At 68.1% G+C, this 20,004-nt stretch carries 21 protein-coding genes; 5 read left to right on the forward strand and 16 right to left on the reverse strand.

Annotated features, from left to right (window positions below; translation table 11 throughout):
* The first annotated feature begins 13 nt into the window (after positions 1 to 13).
* The gene (locus tag HWX87_RS29190; protein WP_176050496.1) at positions 14 to 679 is read left to right on the forward strand and encodes a histidine phosphatase family protein; all 666 of its coding nucleotides are present in this window, start codon (positions 14 to 16) and stop codon (positions 677 to 679) included.
* Positions 680 to 733: 54 nt separating this feature from the next.
* Here the strand turns inward: HWX87_RS29190 and HWX87_RS29195 are convergent, their stop codons facing one another.
* The 10 genes from HWX87_RS29195 to HWX87_RS29240 form a co-directional block, all read right to left on the reverse strand.
* Positions 734 to 1,846 (reverse strand): ParB/Srx family N-terminal domain-containing protein, encoded by a 1,113-nt coding sequence (locus HWX87_RS29195; protein WP_176050596.1) that lies wholly within the window; start codon positions 1,844 to 1,846, stop codon positions 734 to 736.
* 152 nt (positions 1,847 to 1,998) lie between these two features.
* A complete protein-coding gene (locus HWX87_RS29200; RefSeq protein ID WP_176050497.1) occupies positions 1,999 to 2,952 on the reverse strand; it encodes an oxygenase MpaB family protein in 954 nt (317 codons plus the stop codon).
* A gap of 24 nt (positions 2,953 to 2,976) precedes the next feature.
* A complete protein-coding gene (ruvB, locus tag HWX87_RS29205) occupies positions 2,977 to 4,047 on the reverse strand; it encodes a Holliday junction branch migration DNA helicase RuvB (RefSeq protein WP_176050498.1) in 1,071 nt (356 codons plus the stop codon).
* 108 nt (positions 4,048 to 4,155) lie between these two features.
* Positions 4,156 to 4,737, reverse strand: a complete 582-nt coding sequence (ruvA, locus tag HWX87_RS29210) for a Holliday junction branch migration protein RuvA (protein WP_014898064.1) — start codon at positions 4,735 to 4,737, stop codon at positions 4,156 to 4,158.
* 165 nt (positions 4,738 to 4,902) lie between these two features.
* Positions 4,903 to 5,445, reverse strand: a complete 543-nt coding sequence (gene ruvC / locus HWX87_RS29215; RefSeq protein WP_096506379.1) for a crossover junction endodeoxyribonuclease RuvC — start codon at positions 5,443 to 5,445, stop codon at positions 4,903 to 4,905.
* A gap of 151 nt (positions 5,446 to 5,596) precedes the next feature.
* Positions 5,597 to 7,162, reverse strand: a complete 1,566-nt coding sequence (gene purH, locus HWX87_RS29220; RefSeq protein WP_176050499.1) for a bifunctional phosphoribosylaminoimidazolecarboxamide formyltransferase/IMP cyclohydrolase — start codon at positions 7,160 to 7,162, stop codon at positions 5,597 to 5,599.
* A 44-nt stretch (positions 7,163 to 7,206) separates the two neighbouring features.
* Positions 7,207 to 7,440, reverse strand: a complete 234-nt coding sequence (locus HWX87_RS29225; RefSeq protein ID WP_006476892.1) for a Fis family transcriptional regulator — start codon at positions 7,438 to 7,440, stop codon at positions 7,207 to 7,209.
* Positions 7,437 to 8,504 carry a tRNA dihydrouridine synthase DusB gene (gene dusB, locus HWX87_RS29230; protein ID WP_011350967.1) on the reverse strand — a complete coding sequence of 356 codons (1,068 nt, stop codon included), beginning with the start codon at positions 8,502 to 8,504 and terminating at the stop codon, positions 7,437 to 7,439. The genes HWX87_RS29225 and dusB overlap by 4 nt, the downstream gene beginning before the upstream one ends.
* 125 nt (positions 8,505 to 8,629) lie before the next feature.
* On the reverse strand, positions 8,630 to 9,817 hold the full coding sequence (locus HWX87_RS29235; RefSeq protein ID WP_176050500.1) for a UbiH/UbiF/VisC/COQ6 family ubiquinone biosynthesis hydroxylase: 1,188 nt from the start codon (positions 9,815 to 9,817) through the stop codon (positions 8,630 to 8,632).
* 37 nt (positions 9,818 to 9,854) lie between these two features.
* Complete coding sequence (locus HWX87_RS29240) at positions 9,855 to 11,240, reverse strand: aminopeptidase P N-terminal domain-containing protein (RefSeq protein ID WP_176050501.1); 1,386 nt, start codon at positions 11,238 to 11,240, stop codon at positions 9,855 to 9,857.
* A 183-nt stretch (positions 11,241 to 11,423) separates the two neighbouring features.
* Here HWX87_RS29240 and HWX87_RS29245 point away from each other — a divergent pair, with 183 nt between their 5' ends.
* The gene (locus tag HWX87_RS29245) at positions 11,424 to 12,038 is read left to right on the forward strand and encodes a glutathione S-transferase N-terminal domain-containing protein (protein ID WP_176050502.1); all 615 of its coding nucleotides are present in this window, start codon (positions 11,424 to 11,426) and stop codon (positions 12,036 to 12,038) included.
* Between the two features lie 108 nt (positions 12,039 to 12,146).
* On the opposite strand, the gene HWX87_RS29250 is transcribed toward HWX87_RS29245, so the two are convergent.
* The 4 genes from HWX87_RS29250 to HWX87_RS29265 all read right to left on the reverse strand — a co-directional run bounded on the left by HWX87_RS29250 (position 12,147) and on the right by HWX87_RS29265 (position 16,722).
* Positions 12,147 to 13,766: an FMN-binding glutamate synthase family protein gene (locus HWX87_RS29250; RefSeq protein WP_176050503.1), complete on the reverse strand. Its 1,620-nt coding sequence runs from the start codon at positions 13,764 to 13,766 to the stop codon at positions 12,147 to 12,149.
* A 118-nt stretch (positions 13,767 to 13,884) separates the two neighbouring features.
* On the reverse strand, positions 13,885 to 15,048 hold the full coding sequence (gene mnmA / locus HWX87_RS29255; protein ID WP_176050504.1) for a tRNA 2-thiouridine(34) synthase MnmA: 1,164 nt from the start codon (positions 15,046 to 15,048) through the stop codon (positions 13,885 to 13,887).
* The gene (locus tag HWX87_RS29260) at positions 15,045 to 15,554 is read right to left on the reverse strand and encodes an NUDIX hydrolase (RefSeq protein WP_176050505.1); all 510 of its coding nucleotides are present in this window, start codon (positions 15,552 to 15,554) and stop codon (positions 15,045 to 15,047) included. Before HWX87_RS29260 ends, mnmA begins: the two co-directional genes overlap by 4 nt.
* A gap of 247 nt (positions 15,555 to 15,801) precedes the next feature.
* A complete protein-coding gene (locus HWX87_RS29265; RefSeq protein ID WP_176050506.1) occupies positions 15,802 to 16,722 on the reverse strand; it encodes a LysR family transcriptional regulator in 921 nt (306 codons plus the stop codon).
* 80 nt (positions 16,723 to 16,802) lie between these two features.
* Between HWX87_RS29265 and HWX87_RS29270 the strand changes: the two genes are divergently transcribed.
* A complete protein-coding gene (locus HWX87_RS29270) occupies positions 16,803 to 17,726 on the forward strand; it encodes a carbon-nitrogen hydrolase family protein (RefSeq protein ID WP_176050507.1) in 924 nt (307 codons plus the stop codon).
* 83 nt (positions 17,727 to 17,809) lie between these two features.
* Here HWX87_RS29270 and HWX87_RS29275 read toward each other — a convergent pair whose 3' ends face one another.
* Together HWX87_RS29275 and HWX87_RS29280 are read right to left on the reverse strand one after the other, a co-directional pair.
* Positions 17,810 to 18,496 (reverse strand): YafY family protein, encoded by a 687-nt coding sequence (locus HWX87_RS29275; protein WP_034182756.1) that lies wholly within the window; start codon positions 18,494 to 18,496, stop codon positions 17,810 to 17,812.
* 73 nt (positions 18,497 to 18,569) lie between these two features.
* On the reverse strand, positions 18,570 to 18,974 hold the full coding sequence (locus HWX87_RS29280; RefSeq protein WP_176050508.1) for a VOC family protein: 405 nt from the start codon (positions 18,972 to 18,974) through the stop codon (positions 18,570 to 18,572).
* Between the two features lie 168 nt (positions 18,975 to 19,142).
* On the opposite strand from HWX87_RS29280, the gene HWX87_RS29285 reads away from it, so the two are divergent.
* Both HWX87_RS29285 and HWX87_RS29290 read left to right on the forward strand, forming a co-directional pair.
* Positions 19,143 to 19,475 carry a winged helix-turn-helix domain-containing protein gene (locus HWX87_RS29285; protein ID WP_176050509.1) on the forward strand — a complete coding sequence of 111 codons (333 nt, stop codon included), beginning with the start codon at positions 19,143 to 19,145 and terminating at the stop codon, positions 19,473 to 19,475.
* The gene (locus HWX87_RS29290; protein WP_176050510.1) at positions 19,468 to 19,932 is read left to right on the forward strand and encodes an SRPBCC family protein; all 465 of its coding nucleotides are present in this window, start codon (positions 19,468 to 19,470) and stop codon (positions 19,930 to 19,932) included. Before HWX87_RS29285 ends, HWX87_RS29290 begins: the two co-directional genes overlap by 8 nt.
* The last annotated feature ends 72 nt before the right edge of the window (positions 19,933 to 20,004 follow it).

The following is a 20,004-nucleotide window of genomic DNA, read 5'->3' on the forward strand; positions in this document are numbered from 1 at the left end:
GAGACGCGCCGCGATGGCCACCACGCAGATTCTTTTCATCCGCCATGGCGAGACGGCCTGGAACCGCATCAAGCGCATCCAGGGCCATATCGACATTCCGCTGGCCGACTCCGGGCTCGCACAGGCGAAGCGGCTGGCAGCCCGGCTCGAACGGGAGGCGCGCGACGGCGCGCGAATCGACGCGGTCTACTCGAGCGACCTGATGCGTGCGCAACAGACCGCACAACCCTTTGCCGATGCGCTTGGTCTGTCGCTGCAGCTGCGCGAAGGGTTGCGCGAACGCTCGTACGGCGCGTTCCAGGGGCACGACAGCACCGAGATCGAGACGCTGTTCCCGGATGCGTACGCGGCCTGGCAGACGCGCGACCCGGGTTTTGCGCCGGAAGGCGGCGAGTCGCAGCGTGAGCTCTATCACCGCGTGCTGCATGCGCTCGAACCGATCGTCGCCGCGCATCCGGGCGGCCGGATCGCCTGTGTCGCGCATGGCGGCGTGCTCGACTGCGTGTACCGCTTTGCGAACGGAATCGAGCTGTCGGCGCCGCGCAATTACCCGCTGCTCAATACGAGCATCAACGTCGTCGATTACGTGGATGGCCGCGCGCAGGTCGTGCAGTGGGCGGACGTGTCGCATCTGGAAGCGGCGAGCGACGACGACGACGGGTACCGCAAGGTGCTCTGAGTCCGCGGGCCCTGCACGGTACCGCCGGCCGGGGCTTCCGTTACCGCGAGCCGCTTACTGCGGCAGCGCGTGGCGTGCCTTGTAGTCGAGCGCGTACGCGATCTTGCCCGGTTTGTCGGCCGCGATCGGCTGGCGCAGCTTGTCGAATTCTCCCTTGTTGTATTTCTTCCCGCCGTTGATCGCATCGGCGCGCCCGAGGTCGGCTCCCGTCTTGCCGTCGATCACCGGGTCCGTTGCCGCGACCATTCGCGTCGACGCATTCCAGACCGCATTCAGATAGCCCGTGTCGGCCTTCGCCGGATCGGGATCGGTCGTGCCGCCGCGCGTGAGGTCGTAGCTCGCCAGCGCGAACGTGCCGGGCTGCGCGCGCAGCCAGTCGGCCCAGTAGAACTCGAGGTAGTCGGTGGCTTGCGCGGGCTTGCTGTAGCCGATGTCGCGCGTGAAGTAGACGAGCGACCGGTAGCGGTCGTTCGTCATCCCGAGTTTCAGGCCGAGCCCGGTCGGCAGTTGCGCGGTCGCGATTGCCTTGCCTTCGCCGTTCTTCAGGCGCAGGTAGCCTCGGCTTTGCATCTGTTGCCAGAACGCGTCGCCCGAGTAGTCGCTGAGGTTGTCCTTGACGACGACGTGAACGTGCAGCGCCGCGCCGCCGTCGGGCGTCTCGTAGTAGGTCGACAGGCCGTGATGACCGTCGGTCAGGTACAGCGCATCGCCGTTCGGGCCGATCACGACGGGGTTCAGCACCGAGCGGTCGCGGGCGTTCGCGTCCGTCGTCGTGCACGTGTAGCTCGCGGGCTCGCGCAGCGACGACTTGGCCGTGTAGCCGCTCGATGCGACGCCGCCGAGCCCTTCGTCCGCGCAGAAGTCGTCGAATTTCTTGTCGGGCTGCAGTTCGTAGCGGCCGAGCTTGTAATAGATCTGGTCGTAGCCAATCGCACCCTGGGTCGGATGGAGATCGCCGAGCGTCACGTCGATCAGGTCGCCCGCGCGCGCGGCCTTCCACTTGCCCGCTTGCGGCGTGACGGTGGCCGGCGGGGGCGTGGTGCCGCCGGACGGCGTTTGCGAGTCGGTACGCGCCACGGCGGCGACATCGTCGCCTCCGCAAGCGGTGAGGGCGAAGACGGTGGACAGGCTGGCGGCGAGGGCGAAACGGATCGGCAGGCGGAGCATCGCGGGCATCGGGTGTCGGTCGGGTGGACGGGACACCGCGCGGGTCACGGACAGGCGGGACGAGCAGGACATGCGACCGTGCGCGGGTGTAAGCCCGTCAGCTTGTCACAGGAATTTGACAGCAAATTGAAATGATCGGAAGAACCGGATCGTCAGGTGGACGGGGTGCCGTCGGGCGGGGGCGCGGTCGCGCGACGGCGTGCGCGTTTCGACGCGCCGTTGACGAGCGCCCAGCGCAGCACGGGGGCGACGGCCCGTACGCCGGGCCGGACCACCGCGCGGCGCAGCGGCGCGAACGTCGATACGCCGAGCATGCGCTGCGCCCAGGGCGGCAGCAGGTCGATTCCCGCATGCATCATCAGCGACGCGGCCGGCCGCAGCGCGGGTGTCGCGACCGGCGCCTTCAGCAGGATGTCCATCACGTCGAAGGTGTGCGGCCCGGCCTCGAGTTCAGGCTGCATGCGCGCGAGGTAGGCGGCAACCTCGGCGCGCGAACGCGGAACCCCTTGGGCGCCGAGCGACTCGGCGATCAATGCCGTTTCGGCGTAGTAGCGGTCCTGCAGCTCGCCCGGCAGCGACGGATTCACGTAGCGCAGATGCGCGGCGAGGAAACTCGACACTTCCGCGACATGCACCCAGGTCAGCAACGCCGGATCGTCGGCGCGGTACGGGCGGCCGTCCGGCGCGGTGCCCGAGATGCGCGCGTGGATCGATTTCACGCGCTCGATCAGCGCGAGGGCGTCCGCGCGGCTGCCGAACGTCGTGCCCGTGATGAACGTGGCGGTACGGCGCAAGCGGCCGAGGATGTCGGTGCGGAACGACGAGTGATCCCAGACGCCCGCGAGCGCGAGCGGGTGGAGCGCCTGCAGCAGCAGCGCGGCGATGCCGCCCGTCATCATCGACGTGAAGTCGGCATGCACGCGCCAGCAGACGGCATCGGGGCCGAACAGCCCAGGGTCGCCAGGCGGTGAAGAGAGATCGAGCGACGGGCCGCCGCCGCCCGCCGTCAGGTGCGTGATGCCGGCCACCAGCCGCTTGCGGATCGGCTCGGCCCAGCGCGGGCCCGGTGCGGGTGCGGCGGGGTGGCGGCTGGGCGGTGTGGTCATGGCGGGCGCGGCTCGGGCGACGGGTTACTTCCCGTCGGGCGTATTCCATTCGCCGCGTTCGGCGCGGCCGGTGTCGGGTGCCGAGAGCCCGAAGTGACGATACGTGAGCAGCGTCGCGACGCGCCCGCGCGGCGTGCGCTGCAGGAAGCCCTGCTGGATCAGGTACGGCTCGAGCACGTCCTCGATCGTGTCGCGCTCCTCGCCGATCGCCGCCGCGAGGTTGTCGATACCGACCGGGCCGCCGTCGAACTTGTACAGGATCGCTTCGAGCAGCTTGCGGTCCATCAGGTCGAAGCCGACCGGATCGACGTCGAGCATCGCGAGCGCGGCATCGGCCACCGCTGCCGTGATCTGGCCGTCGGCTTTCACTTCCGCGAAGTCGCGCACGCGGCGCAGCAGCCGGTTCGCGATCCGCGGCGTGCCGCGCGAACGCTTCGCGATTTCCAGCGCGCCGTGCGGATCGATCTGCGCGTTCAGCAGCGACGCCGAGCGCCGCACGATGCGCGACAGCTGATCGGCGTCGTAGAACTCGAGGCGCGCGACGATCCCGAAACGGTCGCGCAACGGGTTGGTCAGCATCCCCGCGCGGGTGGTCGCGCCGACCAGCGTGAACGGCTGCAGGTCGAGCTTCACGCTGCGCGCGGCCGGACCTTCGCCGATCATGATGTCGATCTGGTAATCCTCGAGCGCCGGATACAGGATTTCCTCGACGACCGGCGACAGCCGGTGGATCTCGTCGATGAACAGCACGTCGTTGGCTTCGAGGTTCGTCAGCAGCGCGGCGAGATCGCCCGCGCGCTCGAGCACGGGGCCCGACGTCTGGCGGAGGTTCACGCCCATTTCGCGCGCGATGATGTGCGCGAGCGTCGTCTTGCCGAGACCCGGCGGCCCGAACAGCAGCACGTGGTCGAGCGGCTCGGAGCGGCGCTTCGCCGCTTCGATGAAGATCTCGAGCTGGCCGCGCACCTTTTCCTGGCCGACGTAGTCGTCGAGCTGGCGCGGCCGCAGCGCACGTTCGAACACCTCCTCGTGCGACGAGGTGGGCGTGGCGGCGATGATCCGCTGCTCGGTAGCGAGTTTGTCGGTTTCAATCATGCGGCCATTGTACCGCGCGACGCGTTCCGGCCCACCTGGCCGAACGGCCGACTGGCGCGCGGTGCGGCGCCGCGCGACACTGGTTTCAACGACCGGACTGAACGCGCGTTACACCTTCGACAGCGCCTTCAGCGCGAGCTTGATGCCTTCGGACACGCCGGTGCCGGCCGGCACGTTCTTGATCGCGGCCAGGCCTTCCTTCTCGGAGTAGCCGAGCGCGAGCAGCGCGTTGAGGATGTCGGTCGCGTGGTCGGACGGCGACGCGGCGCCGGCGAGCGCACCGAGGTCGGCGCCGAGCTTGCCCTTCAGTTCGAGCAGCAGGCGTTCGGCCGTCTTCTTGCCGATGCCGGGCAGGCGCGTGAGACGCGCGGCGTCCTGCATCGTCACCGCCTGTGCGAGCTCCTGCACGCTCATGCCGGACAGCACGGCGAGCGCCATGCGTGCGCCGATGCCGGTGATCTTCAGCAGCTCGCGGAAGGTCGTGCGCTCCTGCGGCGTCAGGAAGCCGTACAGCAGGTGAGCGTCCTCGCGGACGATCTGCTGCGTGAGCAGCACGACGCGTTCGCCCGTTTGCGGCAGGTTGTAGAAGGTGCTCATCGGCACGTCGATTTCGTAGCCGACGCCGTTGCAGTCGACGAGCAGATGAGGCGGGTTCTTTTCGAGCAGGATGCCGGCGATGCGACCGATCATGGAGGGCGGGACGAGAGGAATAAAGCGCGAGTGTAGCGCACGCGCGGCGCAATGCCGATGGGACTGGCCGTCAGGCCAATGCGATGCGTGTCGTGGGGGCGCCGCGCGCGGTCGAAACCGTCGCGGCGTCCGCCGCGGCGAGTCGGGTGAGCGCGTGCGCCGGCGTCAGCCGACCAGCCGCCCGCGCCGCACGCGCAGCCCCTTCTTCGCGAGCGCCGGTGCGAGGCCGCTGATCGTGCCGAGCGTATTGCCGCTGTGCGCGTGGCAGATCGCCATCCCGAGCGCGTCGGCCGCGTCGCTGCCGGGCTGGCCGGACAGGTTGAGCAGCCGGGTGACCATTTCCTGCATCTGCGACTTGGTCGCGCGGCCGTAGCCCACGACGGCCTGCTTCAGTTGCAGTGCGGTGTATTCGGCCACCGGCAGGCCGCCGGCGACGAGCCCGCAGATCGCGGCGCCGCGCGCCTGGCCGAGCAGCAGCGTCGACTGCGGGTTCACGTTGACGAACACCTGTTCGATCGCGGCCTGATCCGGCGCATGTTCGCGCACGAGCGTCGATACGCCCTGGAAGATCGTGCCGAGCCGCGTGGCCAGGTCGGCCGTCGGCGTGCGGATCACGCCGCTCGCGACATACGCGAGCCGATGGCCGCTGACGTCGATGACGCCGAAGCCGGTGACGCGCAGGCCGGGGTCGATGCCGAGAATTCGCATGAGTGAGGAGAGAAACCTGATGCAGCGATACTACAACGAATGGTGCAGCGCACCGGTCGCACGCTTGCGTGCGCGGGCGTCGCACAATAAAAAACCCGGCGGGTGCGACGCCGCCGGGCTCTCATGTTGCAGCCACACGGGCCGCATGCGATCAGTGACGGAAGTGACGCACGCCGGTCAGGACCATCGCGATGCCGTGCTCGTCGGCTGCCGCGATCACTTCGTCGTCGCGCATCGAGCCGCCCGGCTGGATCACGCAGGTCGCGCCGGCTGCCACGACGACGTCGAGGCCGTCGCGGAACGGGAAGAACGCATCCGACGCGACAGCCGAGCCGGCCAGCGTCAGGCCCGCGTTCTGCGCCTTGATGCTCGCGATGCGGGCGGAATCGACGCGGCTCATCTGGCCGGCGCCGACGCCGAGCGTCATGCCGTTGCCGCAGAACACGATCGCGTTCGACTTCACGTACTTCGCGACACGCCATGCGAACAGCAGGTCGTCCATTTCCTTCGCGGTCGGCTGGCGCTTCGTGACGACGCGCAGCTCGCTCGGCAGCACGTTCCGCGAGTCGAGCGACTGCACGAGCAGGCCGCCGCCCACGCGCTTCAGGTCGAACGCGTTGTGACCGTCGCCGAGCGCGATTTCGAGCAGGCGCACGTTCTGCTTCGCGGCGAACACCTGCTTTGCGGCGTCCGAGAACGACGGTGCGATCAGCACTTCGACGAACTGCTTCGCCACAGCCTGCGCGGCCGCTTCGTCGACTTCGCGGTTGAACGCGATGATGCCGCCGAATGCGGAAGTCGGATCCGTCTGGAACGCCTTCGCGTACGCGTCGGCCGAGTCGTTGCCGACCGCGACGCCGCACGGGTTCGCGTGCTTGATGATCACGCAGGCCGGCGCGTCGAACGTCTTCACGCATTCCCACGCCGCGTCCGAATCCGCGATGTTGTTGTACGACAGTTCCTTGCCCTGCAACTGGCGGTAGTTCGCCAGTGCGCCGGCCGGCGTCGCGAGATCGCGGTAGAACGCCGCGCTCTGGTGCGGGTTCTCGCCGTAGCGCAGGTCCTGCACCTTGTCGAACGCCATGTTCAGCGTGGCCGGGTACGCGCTGCGCGACGCGTGCTTCAGCTCGTCGGTCAGGCTCGTCAGGTAGTTCGTGATCGCGCCGTCGTATTGCGCGGTGTGCGCGAACACCTTCGTCGCGAGGCGGAAGTTGGTCGGATAGCCGACCGTGTTGCCGTTCGCCTTCATTTCATCGAGCACGACCGCGTAGTCGGCCGGATCGACGACGACCGTCACGTCGCGGTGGTTCTTCGCGGCCGAGCGCAGCATCGTCGGGCCGCCGATGTCGATGTTCTCGATCGCGTCGGCGAGCGTGCAGTCGTCCTTCGCGATCGTCGCGACGAACGGGTACAGGTTCACGACGAGCAGGTCGATCGTCGGGATGCCGTGCTGTTCCAGCGCCTGCATGTGCTCGGGCAGGTCGCGGCGGGCGAGGATGCCGCCGTGCACCTTCGGGTGGAGCGTCTTCACGCGCCCATCGAGCATTTCCGGGAAGCCCGTGTAGTCGGCCACTTCGGTAACGGGCAGGCCGGCGTCGGCGAGGAGTTTCGCGGTGCCGCCCGTCGACAGCAGCTTGACGCCGAGGTCGGACAGCGACTTCGCGAAGTCGACGATGCCGGTCTTGTCGGAAACGGAAATGAGCGCTTGCTTGATCATGATGGAACCACCAATAGCCAGGGAAACGGGGACGGGGCGGCCGACTACAGCAGGCCGTGCTGCTGCAGCTTCTTGCGCAGCGTATTGCGGTTGATGCCGAGGTACTCCGCGGCGAGCGACTGGTTGCCGCCCGCCTGTACGAGCACGACCTCGAGCATCGGCTTTTCGACGCAGGACATCACCATTTCATAGACGTCGTGCGGATTGGAGCCGTCTAGATCCCGGAAATACACGTCCAGGCTCTCGCGGACACATTGTTCGATGTTGTGCTTGCTCATGCTGCTAACTGGTTATGGTCGTCCGACTCGCCCTGGCCGTTTTCCTCTTCGTCATCGACGTAGACGAGGTGGTCCGACAGCGCCTTTTGCGCCTCGAAGAATGCATTGACGGCGGCGAGTTGCTCGCGGGAGGAATCGAGCGTGTTCATCCTGTGCCGGAACCCGTTGGCACCGGAAAGGCCGCGAGTGTACCAGCCGATGTGCTTGCGCGCAGTACGGACTCCCGTGAATTCACCGTAGAAAGCGTAGTGGTCTTCCAGGTGTTCGTTCATCACGTGCTGGATCTCGTCGATCAGCGGCGGGGGCAGCAGCTCACCGGTTTGCAGGAAATGATCGATTTCTCGGAACAGCCATGGCCGGCCTTGCGCGGCACGACCGATCATCAGCGCGTCGGCGCCGGTTGCATCGAGCACGGCCTTCGCTTTCGCGGGCGACGTGATGTCGCCGTTTGCAACGACCGGAATCCGCACGGCCGCCTTCACGGCCGCGATGGTGTCGTATTCGGCGTCGCCGCGGTACAGGTCGGCGCGCGTGCGGCCGTGCACGGTGAGCATCGAGATGCCGGCCGCTTCGGCGAGACGCGCGACCGTGATCGCGTTCTTGTGCTCGCGGTCCCAGCCGGTGCGGATCTTCAGCGTGACGGGCACCGCATCGGGCCCCGTGCCGACCGCCGCGACGACGGCCTCGACGATCCGCTGCACCAGCGGCTCGTTCTGCAGCAGCGCGGAACCGGCCGCGACGTTGCAGACCTTTTTCGCCGGGCAGCCCATGTTGATGTCGATGATCTGCGCGCCGTTGTCGACGTTGTAGCGGGCCGCTTCGGCCATCATCGCCGGATCGGCGCCGGCGATCTGGACCGCGATCGGCTCGACTTCGCCTTCGTGGTTCGCACGGCGCATCGTCTTCGCGCTTTTCCACAGCTGCGCGTTGGACGCGACCATCTCGGACACGGCGTAACCGGCCCCCAGCCGCTTGCACAGCTGACGGAACGGACGATCCGTCACGCCGGCCATCGGGGCGACGAACAGGTTGTTACGCAATACGTGAGGGCCGATAACGGGCATCGCAATGGCACCGCCCGCGACTGGCGCGGGCAGGGGAAGGGAAGACGGAAAACGAGCATTTTACCGTATTCCCATGCCCCGCCGATTTGACCCGGTTTGAGTGGCGCAACTGTGCGCGCCGCGCGTCAGTTGCGCTGGCCGAACATCATCTGGCGCGCGATCACCTTCTTGAGCGGCGGCACGAATTCGAGCGCGGTCAGCGCGGCGCCGCGCAGCAGCGGAAGCGGGCCCGAGTCGATCGTAAACAATCGCGCCAGCGTGTCGGTCGCGCCGATCGTGAAGCGCCGGTCGAGCGCGCGGCGCGCGTTGAAGGTGGCGAGCGCGGTCGCTTCGAAGCCTTGCGCGGACAGCGTGTCGACGAGCGTATGCGCATCGCGCAGCCCGAGGTTGAGCCCCTGGCCCGCGACGGGGTGCAAGGTTTGCGCGGCATTGCCGACGATCGCGACGCGGCCGCTGACCAGCGTTTGCGCGGCGTTCAGGCCGAGCGGGAACGACGCGCGGCCGGCGATGGCGACGAAGTCGCCCATGCGTGCGCCGAACGCGCTGCCGAGCTCGCGCAGGAAAGTGTCGTCGGGCAGTGCGGCGCGCCGTGCCGCTTCGTCGGGCGCGCAGCACCAGACGAGCGAGTAGTCGGCCTGGCGCGGACCGCCGAGCGGCAGCAGCGCGAGCGGCCCTTCATGCGTGAAGCGTTCCCACGCGACGTTCGGGCGCGGCGCCGATACCGTGACCGTGCCGACGAGCGCGGTCTGCCCGTAGTCGCGGCGATGTTTGGCCGTGTCGGCCTGCTGTTCGTGGAACAGCCCGCCTTCGGCGTTGATGACGATACGTGCGCGCAGCGTACGTTCGCCCTGCGGGCCGTCGAGCGTCAGCGTGACGCCGTCGGCGTCCTGCTGCGGCGCGCGTGCGGTGGTCGACGTGAGCCAGTCGACGCGCGTGCCGCGCACGGCGCCCGCGAGCGCCTGCACGATCGAGCCGTAGCGCACGACGTAGCCGAGCGCGGCGAGGTCGTGCTCGTCGCGGTCGATCAGCGTGCGGCCGAAATGGCCGCGCTGCGACACGTGGATATGTTCGATCGGTGTGGCATCGGCGGGCCACGCGAGCGTGTCGAGCAGCACGCGGCTGCCGTGCGACACCGCGATCGCGCGCGGGTCGTTCGCGCTCGCGGCCGGTTCGCGCGCATCGATCAGTGCGATCGAGGCGTGCTGCGTCGCGCTGCGGCGTGCGAGCCAGCCGGCGAGCGCGAGCCCGACAGGGCCCGCGCCGACGATGGCGAGGTCGTAGTCCGGCGTGGCCGGGGAGGAAGCGGTCGTCATCTTGATTCGTGAAACGGTGGTAACGGTCGGCGGCCGGTCATGCGTCTGCGCGCATCAGCGCTTCGATCTCGTCGGCGTCGACGGGCACGCCGCGCGTGATCAGTTCGCAGCCCTGCTCGCGCACGATCGCGTCGTCCTCGATGCGGATGCCGATGTTCCAGTACTCGGGCGGCACGTCGTCGGCGGCACGCACGTACAGGCCGGGCTCGACCGTCAGCGTCATGCCGGGTTTCAGCGTGCGCCACGGCAGCGCGCCGTTGCCGTCGCGCTCGGCGAGCCGCTCGCGGTAGTCGCCGCAGTCATGCACGTCCATCCCGATCCAGTGGCCCGTGCGGTGCATGTAGAAGCGCGAGTACGCGCGCTCGGCGATCACGTCGTCGACCGTCGAGAAGCGTGACTTCGGGATGATGCCGGTGTCGAGCAGCCCCTGCGCGAGCACGCGCACGGCCGCATCGTGCGGCGCCTCGAACGGCACGCCCGCGCGCGTCGCATCGATCGCGGCCTGCTGCGCGGCGAGCACGATGTCGTACAGCGTGCGCTGCGCGGGCGAGAAGCGCCCGTTGGCCGGGAACGTGCGCGTGATGTCCGACGCGTAGCCGTCGAGTTCGCACGCGGCGTCGATCAGGATCAGGTCGCCGTCCTGCGCGGCCGCGTTGCCGGCCGGGTAGTGCAGCACGCATGCGTTCGCGCCGGCCGCGACGATCGAGCCGTACGCGGGCGACTGCGCGCCGTGCTTGCGGAACAGGTACAGCAGCTCGGCCTCGAGTTCGTATTCACGGATGCCGGGGCGGCACACCTGCATCGCGCGGCGGTGCGCGAGCGCGGAGATGTGCGCGGCGCGCATCATCGTCGCGAGTTCGTGTTCGTCCTTCACGAGCCGCATGTCGTCGAGCAGCGGCGTGAGATCGAGCAGCGCGTCCGGCGCGGCGACGCCCGTGCGTGCCAGCGCGCGTACCGCATCGATCCAGCCTGCAAGCTGGCGGTCGAAGTCGGCCGATGCGCCGAACCGGTAATGCACGGTGCCGGCATCGGCGAGCAGGCGCGGCATTTCGGTGTCGATCACGTCGACCGAGAATGCCGCGTCGAAACCGAACGCGTCGCGCGCGGCGTCGGGTCCGAAATGAAAGCCTTCCCAGATCTCGCGGTCGACATTCTTGCCGCGGCAGAACAGGATCGACTCCGGCGCGCCGTGCGGCGCGGCCGCGTTCAGCACGAGCACGGCATCCGGCTCGGTGAAGCCCGTCAGGTAGTGGAAGTAGCTGTCGAACCGGTACGGGTACGTCGTATCGCGGTTGCGCAGCAGTTCCGGCGCGGTGGGAACGATGGCGACGCCGCCGCCCGCGGCACGCAGTGCGGCAAGCACGCGTTCACGGCGCTGGCGGTAGACGTCGACGGCGATGGCGGTATCGAGGGGCGCATTCATCGTGCGATTGTAGCGCCGCGGGACGCCGTGCGTGAAAGAGGGGCGGTGAGCCGCGCCGGACGGCCCGCGCGGCGGTTGTTGCAAACCATCCACAGGCCCGACGGCCGATTTTCTGTCGTGCGACGCTGGCCGGTTATGATCGGCGACAACGTATACTCTCGGCGGTTCCAAAAAAGAAGGCAGATGATGAAATTAATCGGTTCGCTCGGCAGCCCGTACGTCCGCAAGGCGCGGATCGTGCTTGCTGAAAAGAAGATCGACTACAAGCTGGAGCTCGAGAACGTGTGGGCGCCGGAGACGAATATTCATGCATCGAATCCGCTCGGCAAGGTCCCGTGCCTCGTGATGGAGGATGGTGCCGCGGTGTTCGATTCCCGCGTGATCTGCGAATACGTCGATACGCTGTCGCCGGTCGGCAAACTGATTCCGCCGTCGGGCCGCGAGCGTGTCGAGGTCCGTTGCTGGGAAGCGCTGGGCGACGGCGTCCTCGACGCCGCGGTCGCGATTCGCATCGAACACACGATGCGCGACGAGGCGCAGCGCAGCGAGAGCTGGATCGCGCGCCAGCAGCGCAAGATCGACGACGGTCTCGTCGCGATGTCGCAGGGCCTCGGCGGCAAGACATGGTGCGTCGGTAATCATTACACGCTCGCCGACATCGCCCTCGGCTGCGCGCTCGGCTACCTCGACTTCCGGATGCCCGAGCTCAACTGGCGCGACCGCCACCCGAACCTCGACAAGTATTTCGTGAAGCTCCAGCAGCGGCAATCGTTCGCCGATACGCTGCCGCAGAACTGAGCCGCCGGCCACGCATTCACGCATTCGGCAGACAAAAGAAAAGCGCCCCGCGGGGCGCTTTTCTTTTTGCCGCGCGGGCCGCCGCGTGAGCGGGGCGGCCTGCGTGCGTCACTCGATCGACGCGTACACGGCTTCGCCGAGCGTGAACGAATCGCTGCGCGCGATGGGCCACCACTTGTCGTACAGCGTGAAGCCGCAGGTCTGGCCGTCGAGCAGCGCGCCGGGCTTCAGGTACTTCAGCAACTGCGACATCAGCCGCACCTCGTGCGGCGCAACCCGCTGCACGATGTGATGCGCGCGCAGTTCGGACGGATGTCCGAGGCCCGCCGCCTGCACGAGTTCCTGCAGCGCATGCAGCGTATTGCGGTGGAAGTTGTACACGCGCTCGGCCTTGTCGGGCACGACGAGCGCGCGCTGGCGCACCGGGTCCTGCGTCGCGACGCCGGTCGGGCAGCGGTCGGTGTGGCAATGCTGCGCCTGGATGCAGCCGACCGCGAACATGAAGCCGCGCGCCGAGTTCACCCAGTCCGCGCCGATCGCGAGCGTGCGCGCGATGTCGAACGCGGTGATGATCTTGCCGCTCGCGCCGATCTTCACGCGATCGCGCACGCCGATCCCGACGAGCGTGTTGTGCACGAGCAGCAACCCTTCCTGCAGCGGCACGCCGACGTGGTCGGTGAATTCGAGCGGCGCAGCGCCGGTGCCGCCTTCCGCGCCGTCGACGACGATGAAGTCGGGCACGATGCCGGTCTCGATCATCGCCTTCGCAATGCCGAAGAATTCCCACGGATGGCCGATGCACAGCTTGAAGCCGGTCGGCTTGCCGCCCGACAGCGTGCGCAGCCGGTCGACGAATTCGAGCAGCCCGCGCGGCGTCGAGAATTCCGAGTGCGTTGCGGGCGAGATGCAGTCCTTGCCCATCGGCACACCGCGCGTCTCGGCGATTTCCGGCGTGATCTTCGCGGCCGGCAGCACGCCGCCGTGGCCGGGTTTCGCGCCCTGCGACAGCTTCACCTCGATCATCTTGACCTGCGGATCGGCGGCCTGCTTCGCGAACTTGTCGGGGTTGAACGTGCCGTCGTCGTTGCGGCAGCCGAAGTAGCCCGACGCGATTTCCCAGATGATGTCGCCGCCGTTCTCGCGGTGGTACTTCGACAGCGAGCCTTCGCCGGTGTCGTGCGCGAACCCGCCTTTCTTCGCGCCGAGGTTCAGCGAGCGGATCGCGTTCGCGGACAGCGAGCCGAAGCTCATCGCCGAGATGTTGAAGATCGAAATATCGTACGGTTGCGCGCGATTCGCGCCGACCCGGATCCGGAAATCGTGGTTCGGCAGCTTGGTCGGCGCGAGCGAGTGGCTGATCCATTCGTGCGCGACGGCCTTCACGTTCAGCTCGGTGCCGTACGGGCGGTTGTCGGCGACGTTCTTCGCGCGCTGGTACACGAGGCTGCGCTGCGCACGCGAGAACGGTTTCTCGTCGGTGTCGTCCTCGACGAAGTACTGGCGGATTTCAGGTCGGATGAATTCGAACAGGAAGCGGAGGTGGCCCCAGAGCGGGTAATTGCGAAGGATCGCGTGACGGTCCTGGTTCAGGTCGTACACGCCGAGCGCGACGAGGGCGACGGGGATGATGATCCACAGCCAGGAAAGCATGTGGGCCGACGCGAGCGCGGCCGCCGCGACGAGCAGCAGGACGGCACACCACATCGCCAGATAGCGTCGTGAAAGCATGGGGACTCCGTAAGAATCTTGAAATACCGCCATGCGTACGCTGCGCGGCGGCGCGCCGGCCGCGGCGGAATCGTGTCCCGCCGGGCGCGGCGTGGCGCAAGTCTAAACCGAATATGTGTCAGCGTGCGTCGGCGAGTGCCGGCGCGTGGCCTTCCGCCGGCGCGGCCTGACCGGGCTGGCCGGCCGCCGCAAGCTCGATGATGCCGCCGCCGAGGCAGATCTCGCCGTCGTACAGCACGGCCGACTGGCCGGGCGTGACGGCCCACTGCGCGTCGTCGAAGGCGAGCGAGAAGCGGGCTTCGCCTGCCGGGCCGGGTGCGGCCCGGCCGAACGCGCATGCCGCATCGGCCTGCCGGTAGCGCGTCTTCGCACCGCACGCGAAGCCGTCTGCCGGCGGCTCGCCGGCAACCCAGCTCACGTTGCCGGCGACGAGCTGGCGCGACAGCAGCCACGGATGATCGTGGCCCTGCACGACGTACAGCGTGTTCGACGCGATGTCCTTCGCCGCGACGAACCATGGTTCGCCGCTGCCGCTCTTGCTGCCGCCGAGGCCGATGCCCTTGCGCTGGCCGAACGTGTAGAACGCGAGGCCGATGTGCTCACCGACCACCTTGCCGTCGGGCGTCTTCATCGGGCCGGGCTTCGTCGGCAAGTAGCGGTTCAGGAAATCGCGGAACGGCCGTTCGCCGATGAAGCAGATGCCGGTCGAATCCTTCTTCTTCGCGTTCGGCAGCCCGATCTGCGCGGCGATCTCGCGCACCTTCGTCTTCGGGATCTCGCCGAGCGGGAACATCGTCTTCGACAGTTGCGCCTGGTTCAGCCGGTGCAGGAAGTACGACTGGTCTTTCGTATGATCGAAGGCCTTCAGCAGTTCGAAGCGTCCGTCGCGCTCGCGCACGCGCGCATAGTGGCCGGTCGCGATCATTTCCGCGTCGAGCGACATCGCGTGGTCGAGGAACGCCTTGAACTTGATCTCGGCGTTGCACAGCACGTCGGGGTTCGGCGTGCGGCCGGCCGAGTATTCGCGCAGGAACTCGGCGAACACGCGGTCCTTGTATTCGGCGGCGAAGTTGACGGCTTCCATGTCGATGCCGATCAGGTCGGCCACCGACACGACGTCGATCCAGTCCTGGCGCGTCGAGCAGTATTCGCCGTCGTCGTCGTCTTCCCAGTTCTTCATGAACAGGCCGACCACGTCGTAGCCCTGTTCCTTCAACAGCCACGCGGTCACCGACGAATCGACGCCGCCCGACATGCCCACTACTACACGGCGCTTGCTCATTTGTTGACCGCCTGACGTTCGAATGCTTCGGGGCGCGGCGCGACCGAATGCGTATGCACGAAATCGAGCGGAATGCGCCGCCCGGCGAGATAGTCGTCGACGCAGCGCATGACCGCGGGCGAGCGATGCCGCTCGCTGCACGCGCGCAGTTCGTCGGCCGTCATCCACAGCGTGCGGACGATGCCTTCGTCGAGCACGTGGCCCGCGACCGGTTCGCCGGCCGTGCCGCAGAACGTGAAGCGCAGGTAGGTCGCGCCGGCGGTGCCGGGGCGGTCGTAATGCGCGAGATAGACGCCGACGAGTGCGTCGGGCGTGAACGGGTGCGCGGTTTCCTCGAGCGTTTCGCGGATCACGGCGTCGGCCAGCGTTTCGCCGGCCTCGAGATGGCCGGCCGGCTGGTTGAAGCGCAGGCCCGTCGAGGTTTCCTCCTCGATCACGAGAAAGCGGCCGGCGTGCTCGACGAGCGCGGCGACCGTTACATGCGGGGTCCAGATTTCGGGTTTCATGGTTCGGCATTTTACCGGTTGCGCCTGAACGCTGCCGGCCGCTCTCGTTAAGTGAATCCGACCCCGTAAGCCTCGCGTTCTGCCGATATGCTGCGACACGGGCCTGGTTGATGCGGCATCCGCGCACGATCGATCGTGCGGAACGTGGCGGCACGGTCGTCGCCCAGGGTGAAATGCGGTGTCAACGCGGGGCCGTGCGTGCGCGGCACGCGCCGCCGGCGCGCCGGCAGCGCTGCGGCGCCTTCGCTCATGGCTCGACGAGGCGCGCGACGCACGCGGCGATCGTGTCGCGGACGCGCACGATGGCCGGGTCGCGCTGCGTGCTCGTGCGCCAGCCGATTTCCACCGGATAGCGCGGCAGATCGACCGGGCAGGCGAGCGCGCGCAGCGGCGTCGATTGCGCGATCGCGCGCGCCGCGTGCGCGGGAATCGTCGCGACCGCGTCGGAACCGGCGAGCAGGTACGGCAGCGCGGCGAAATGCGTGGTCGACGCCGCGACGCGCCGCTTGTGACCGAGCGCGGCCAGCGCCTCGTCGACGATTCCGATCACGCCGCCCGACGACACGAGCAGGTGATCGCGCCGCAGGAAATCGGCAAGCGTCAGCGTGCGCGGCGGCCGCGTGCGGGCGGCCGGATCGATCAGGCACGCATAGCCGCCCGTCGCGATCGCGCGCCGGCTGAGCCCGCTCGCCGAGAACCCGCCCGACGCGATCGCGAGATCGACGCCGTGCCGCAGCAGCGCGTCGCCGGCGATGCCGCTGTGGGTCTGCCGGAAGATCAGCCGGATGCCCGCGGCTTCCCGCGCGACCGCATCGATCAGCGCGCGGCCGAGCGCGATCTCGAAGTCGTCCGACAGCCCGACCGAGATCGTGCGGCCGACGCGATCGCCGCTGTCGGCCGCGATCGCGAGGCTTTCGCGGCAGCGGTCGAGTGCGTCGGACAGGATCGGCTTCAGTTCGTCCGCGCGCGGCGTCGGCGCGAGCCCGCGGCCGGTGCGCACGAACAGCGGATCGGCGTAGATCACGCGCAGCCGCGCCAGCGCCGCGCTGACGGCCGACTGCGTGAGGTCCAGCCGCAGTGCCGCCCGGCTCGCGCCGCCTTCCTCGTACAGCGCCTCGAACACCTTCAGCAGGTTCAGGTCGAGACTGGCGATATCATCCGCATTCATGACACATATCTTTCTATCGATTTGATCGATGACATCTTATCGATAAAGATGGCGGCATCCCATTCACCGGAGTCGCCACCATGTCCACGTCAGTCATCGCCGCATTGCAGATCGGCGCATCGCCCGCCGGCACGCGCGCCACGCTCGACACGATCCTCGGCTACGAAACCGCGATCCGCGACAGCGGTGCGTCGCTCGTCGTGCTGCCCGAGGCCGTACTCGGCGGCTATCCGAAAGGCGAGATCTTCGGTACGCGGCTCGGCTACCGGCTGCCCGAAGGCCGCGACGCGTTTGCGCGTTACGCCGCGCAGGCGATCGACGTGCCGGGGCCGGAAACCGACGAGCTGGCCGCGCTGTCGCAGCGCACGGGCGCGAGCCTCGTGGTCGGCGTGATCGAGCGCGGCGGCAGCACGCTGTACTGCACGGCGCTGTTCCTCGATCCGCGCGACGGGCTCGTCGCGAAGCACCGCAAGCTGATGCCGACCGGCACCGAGCGGCTGATCTGGGGGCAGGGCGACGGCTCGACGTTGCCCGTCGTCGAAACGGCAGCCGGCCGCGCGGGCGCCGCGATCTGCTGGGAGAACCACATGCCGCTGCTGCGCTGCGCGATGTACGCGAAAGGCGTGCAGATCTGGTGCGCGCCGACCGTCGACGAGCGCGACCTGTGGCAGAGCTCGATGCGGCATATCGCGCATGAAGGGCGCTGCTTCGTCGTGAGCGCGTGCCAGGTGCAGCCGTCGCCGCGCGCGCTCGGCATCGACGTGCCGGGCTGGGATCCCGAGCGGCCGTTGATCCGCGGCGGCAGCGTGATCGTCGGGCCGCTCGGCGACCTGCTGACGGAGCCGCTGATCGGCGAGGCCGGGCTCGTGACCGCGCGCATCGATACCGACGAACTCGTGCGGGCGCGTTACGACTTCGACGTCGTCGGCCATTACGCGCGTGCAGATGTGTTTTCGCTGCACGTCGACGAGCGGCCGAAGCGGCCGGTGGTGTTCGGCGGCTAACGCGGGAAGGGCCGGGCGTCGCCCGACGGCCTTGGGGAACGAACGGCGGCGGCGCGCAGCCTCGCGCCCGCCACCGTGCCGCGTCAGCGCATCGGCGCTTCCGCGATCCGCATGTAGTCGGCGATCCGCCGTCCTTCCATGTCCGGAAACTGTTCGTGCACGGTGATGTCACCCATCCGCGCGATGTCGAAGGTGCGGAAATCGTCGCGCAGCTCGCACCACGCGCCGATCGTCCAGCGTCCGCCCCAGTAGACCAGCCCGAGCGGCCATACGCGGCGTTGCGAATGCGCGCCGAGCCGGTCGCGATAACCGAAGCTGACGATGTGGCGCGTGTCGATGGCCTGGTGGATCGCGTCGACCTTCGCGCAAAACGTCTCGTCGATATGGAACGACGGCGCGAATACGGGCAGGCGGTCGAGTGCCGTGCGCTTGTCGGCCGGCATCGCCGACGCGATCTTCGCGAGCGCCGAGCGCGCGCCGCTCGCGAAGCGCGCACCGCCCCAGGTTTCGAGCATCCGCGCGCCGGTGGCGAGCGCTGCAAGCTCCTCGGCCGTGAACGTGAGCGGCGGCAGGCTCGCATTGCGGTTCAGCCGGTAGCCGATGCCGGCTTCGCCTTCGATCGGCACCCCTGACAGTTGCAGGTCGCGCACGTCGCGATAGACCGTGCGCGGCGACACCGACAGCCAGTCGGCCAGTTGCTGTGCGGTCGTGAGACGACGCCCGCGCAACAGCTCGGCGATCTGGAACAGGCGGTCGGCACGGCGGGTCATGACAGCACCTCGATTCCTCTGGCTACGGGGACTTCGCGATGATAGCGCCGCGCCGGCCCGCTGACCGGTGCGCTCAGTGGCATTTCGGCGCGTGCAGGCCGACGCGGTTGCCTTCGGTGTCGATCAGGTAGCCGACGTAGCCGTAGTTGTTCGGCAGCTCGACGACCGTGCCCTGCACGACACCGCCCGCGCGCTTCACGCGTTCGAGCGCCGCGACGACCGATTCGCCGGCGTTCAGGTAGACGAGCACGCCGTTCGCGCTCGGCTTCATCTGCTGCGGATCGAACACGATGCTGCCGCCGGTACTCGACGCATCGCGATCGAACGTGGCCATCGGCACGCCGCCGATGATTTCACGCCGCAACGTGGTTTGCAGCACGGTTTCGTAGAAGCGGATCGCCCGTTCGAAATCGAGGGACGGGATGTCGAACCACGCGATCGCGCGTTCCAGGGTTGCGGTGGCCGTTGCGGACGTCATGACGAGCTCCTTGTTGCGTTGTTATTCGGGTTCGGTGTGGAAACCAGCCTGCATTGCGCCGGGATTGCAGTGTGATCGCCGGCTGCTGACACCGTATTGTCAGTAGAGTTGTCATCCTTGACATGCAACCATTTGGTTGCATAATAAGGTCATTGATCAGGGAGCGGCATGGATCTCGTTTTCAAGGCGCTGGCCGATGCCACGCGCCGTCGGTTGCTGGACCTGCTGCACGCAAAAAACGGCCAGACGCTGTCCGAGCTGTGCGACGGGCTCGCGATGAGCCGGCAGGCCGTGAGCAAACATCTCGCGCTGCTCGAGGCTGCAAACCTCGTCGCGACGACGTGGCGCGGCCGGGAGAAGCTGCATTACCTGAATCCGGTGCCGATTCACGACATCGCGGAACGCTGGATCGGCAAGTTCGAGCGTCAGCGCCTGCAAGCGCTGGCGGATCTCAAGCGCGGGCTGGAAGCGGCCCGCGAGTCAGGAGACGACGATGAGTAATCCCGCCTTTGTGTACGTGACCTTCATCGCAGCCACGCCCGAGCGCGTGTTCGATGCGCTGACCAATGCCGAGCTGACGAAGGACTACTGGGTGCGGCATCGCAACGCGTCGCCCGACTGGCAGCCGGGTTCGCGCTGGGAACATCAGGATTACGACGATCCCGCGCGGGTCGACATTGTCGGCGAAGTGGTCGAGAACGATCCGCCGCACCGGCTGGTGGTCACGTGGCGGACGCCGTCGGGGGAGAGCGGGGAGTCGCGCGTGACCTACGTCGTCGAGCCGCACGAGGGCGTCGTGAAGCTGACCGTCACGCACGACGGGCTCGTGCCCGGTTCGGAGATGGATCGCGGGATTCGCGGCGGGTGGCCGGTCGTGCTGTCGAGCCTCAAGACGTTGCTCGAGACAGGGCACGCGCTGCCGTTCACGATGGGGCGCTGGGAGTGCTCGAAGCACTGAAACGAAACGCCGCCGTTGCCGCGGATGCGGTAACGGCGGCGTTTCGGGTGCCGCTGCGGGGCCTCGCCGGCG

The organism is Burkholderia sp. BCC1644, from assembly GCF_902833225.1.
Lineage (GTDB): Bacteria > Pseudomonadota > Gammaproteobacteria > Burkholderiales > Burkholderiaceae > Burkholderia.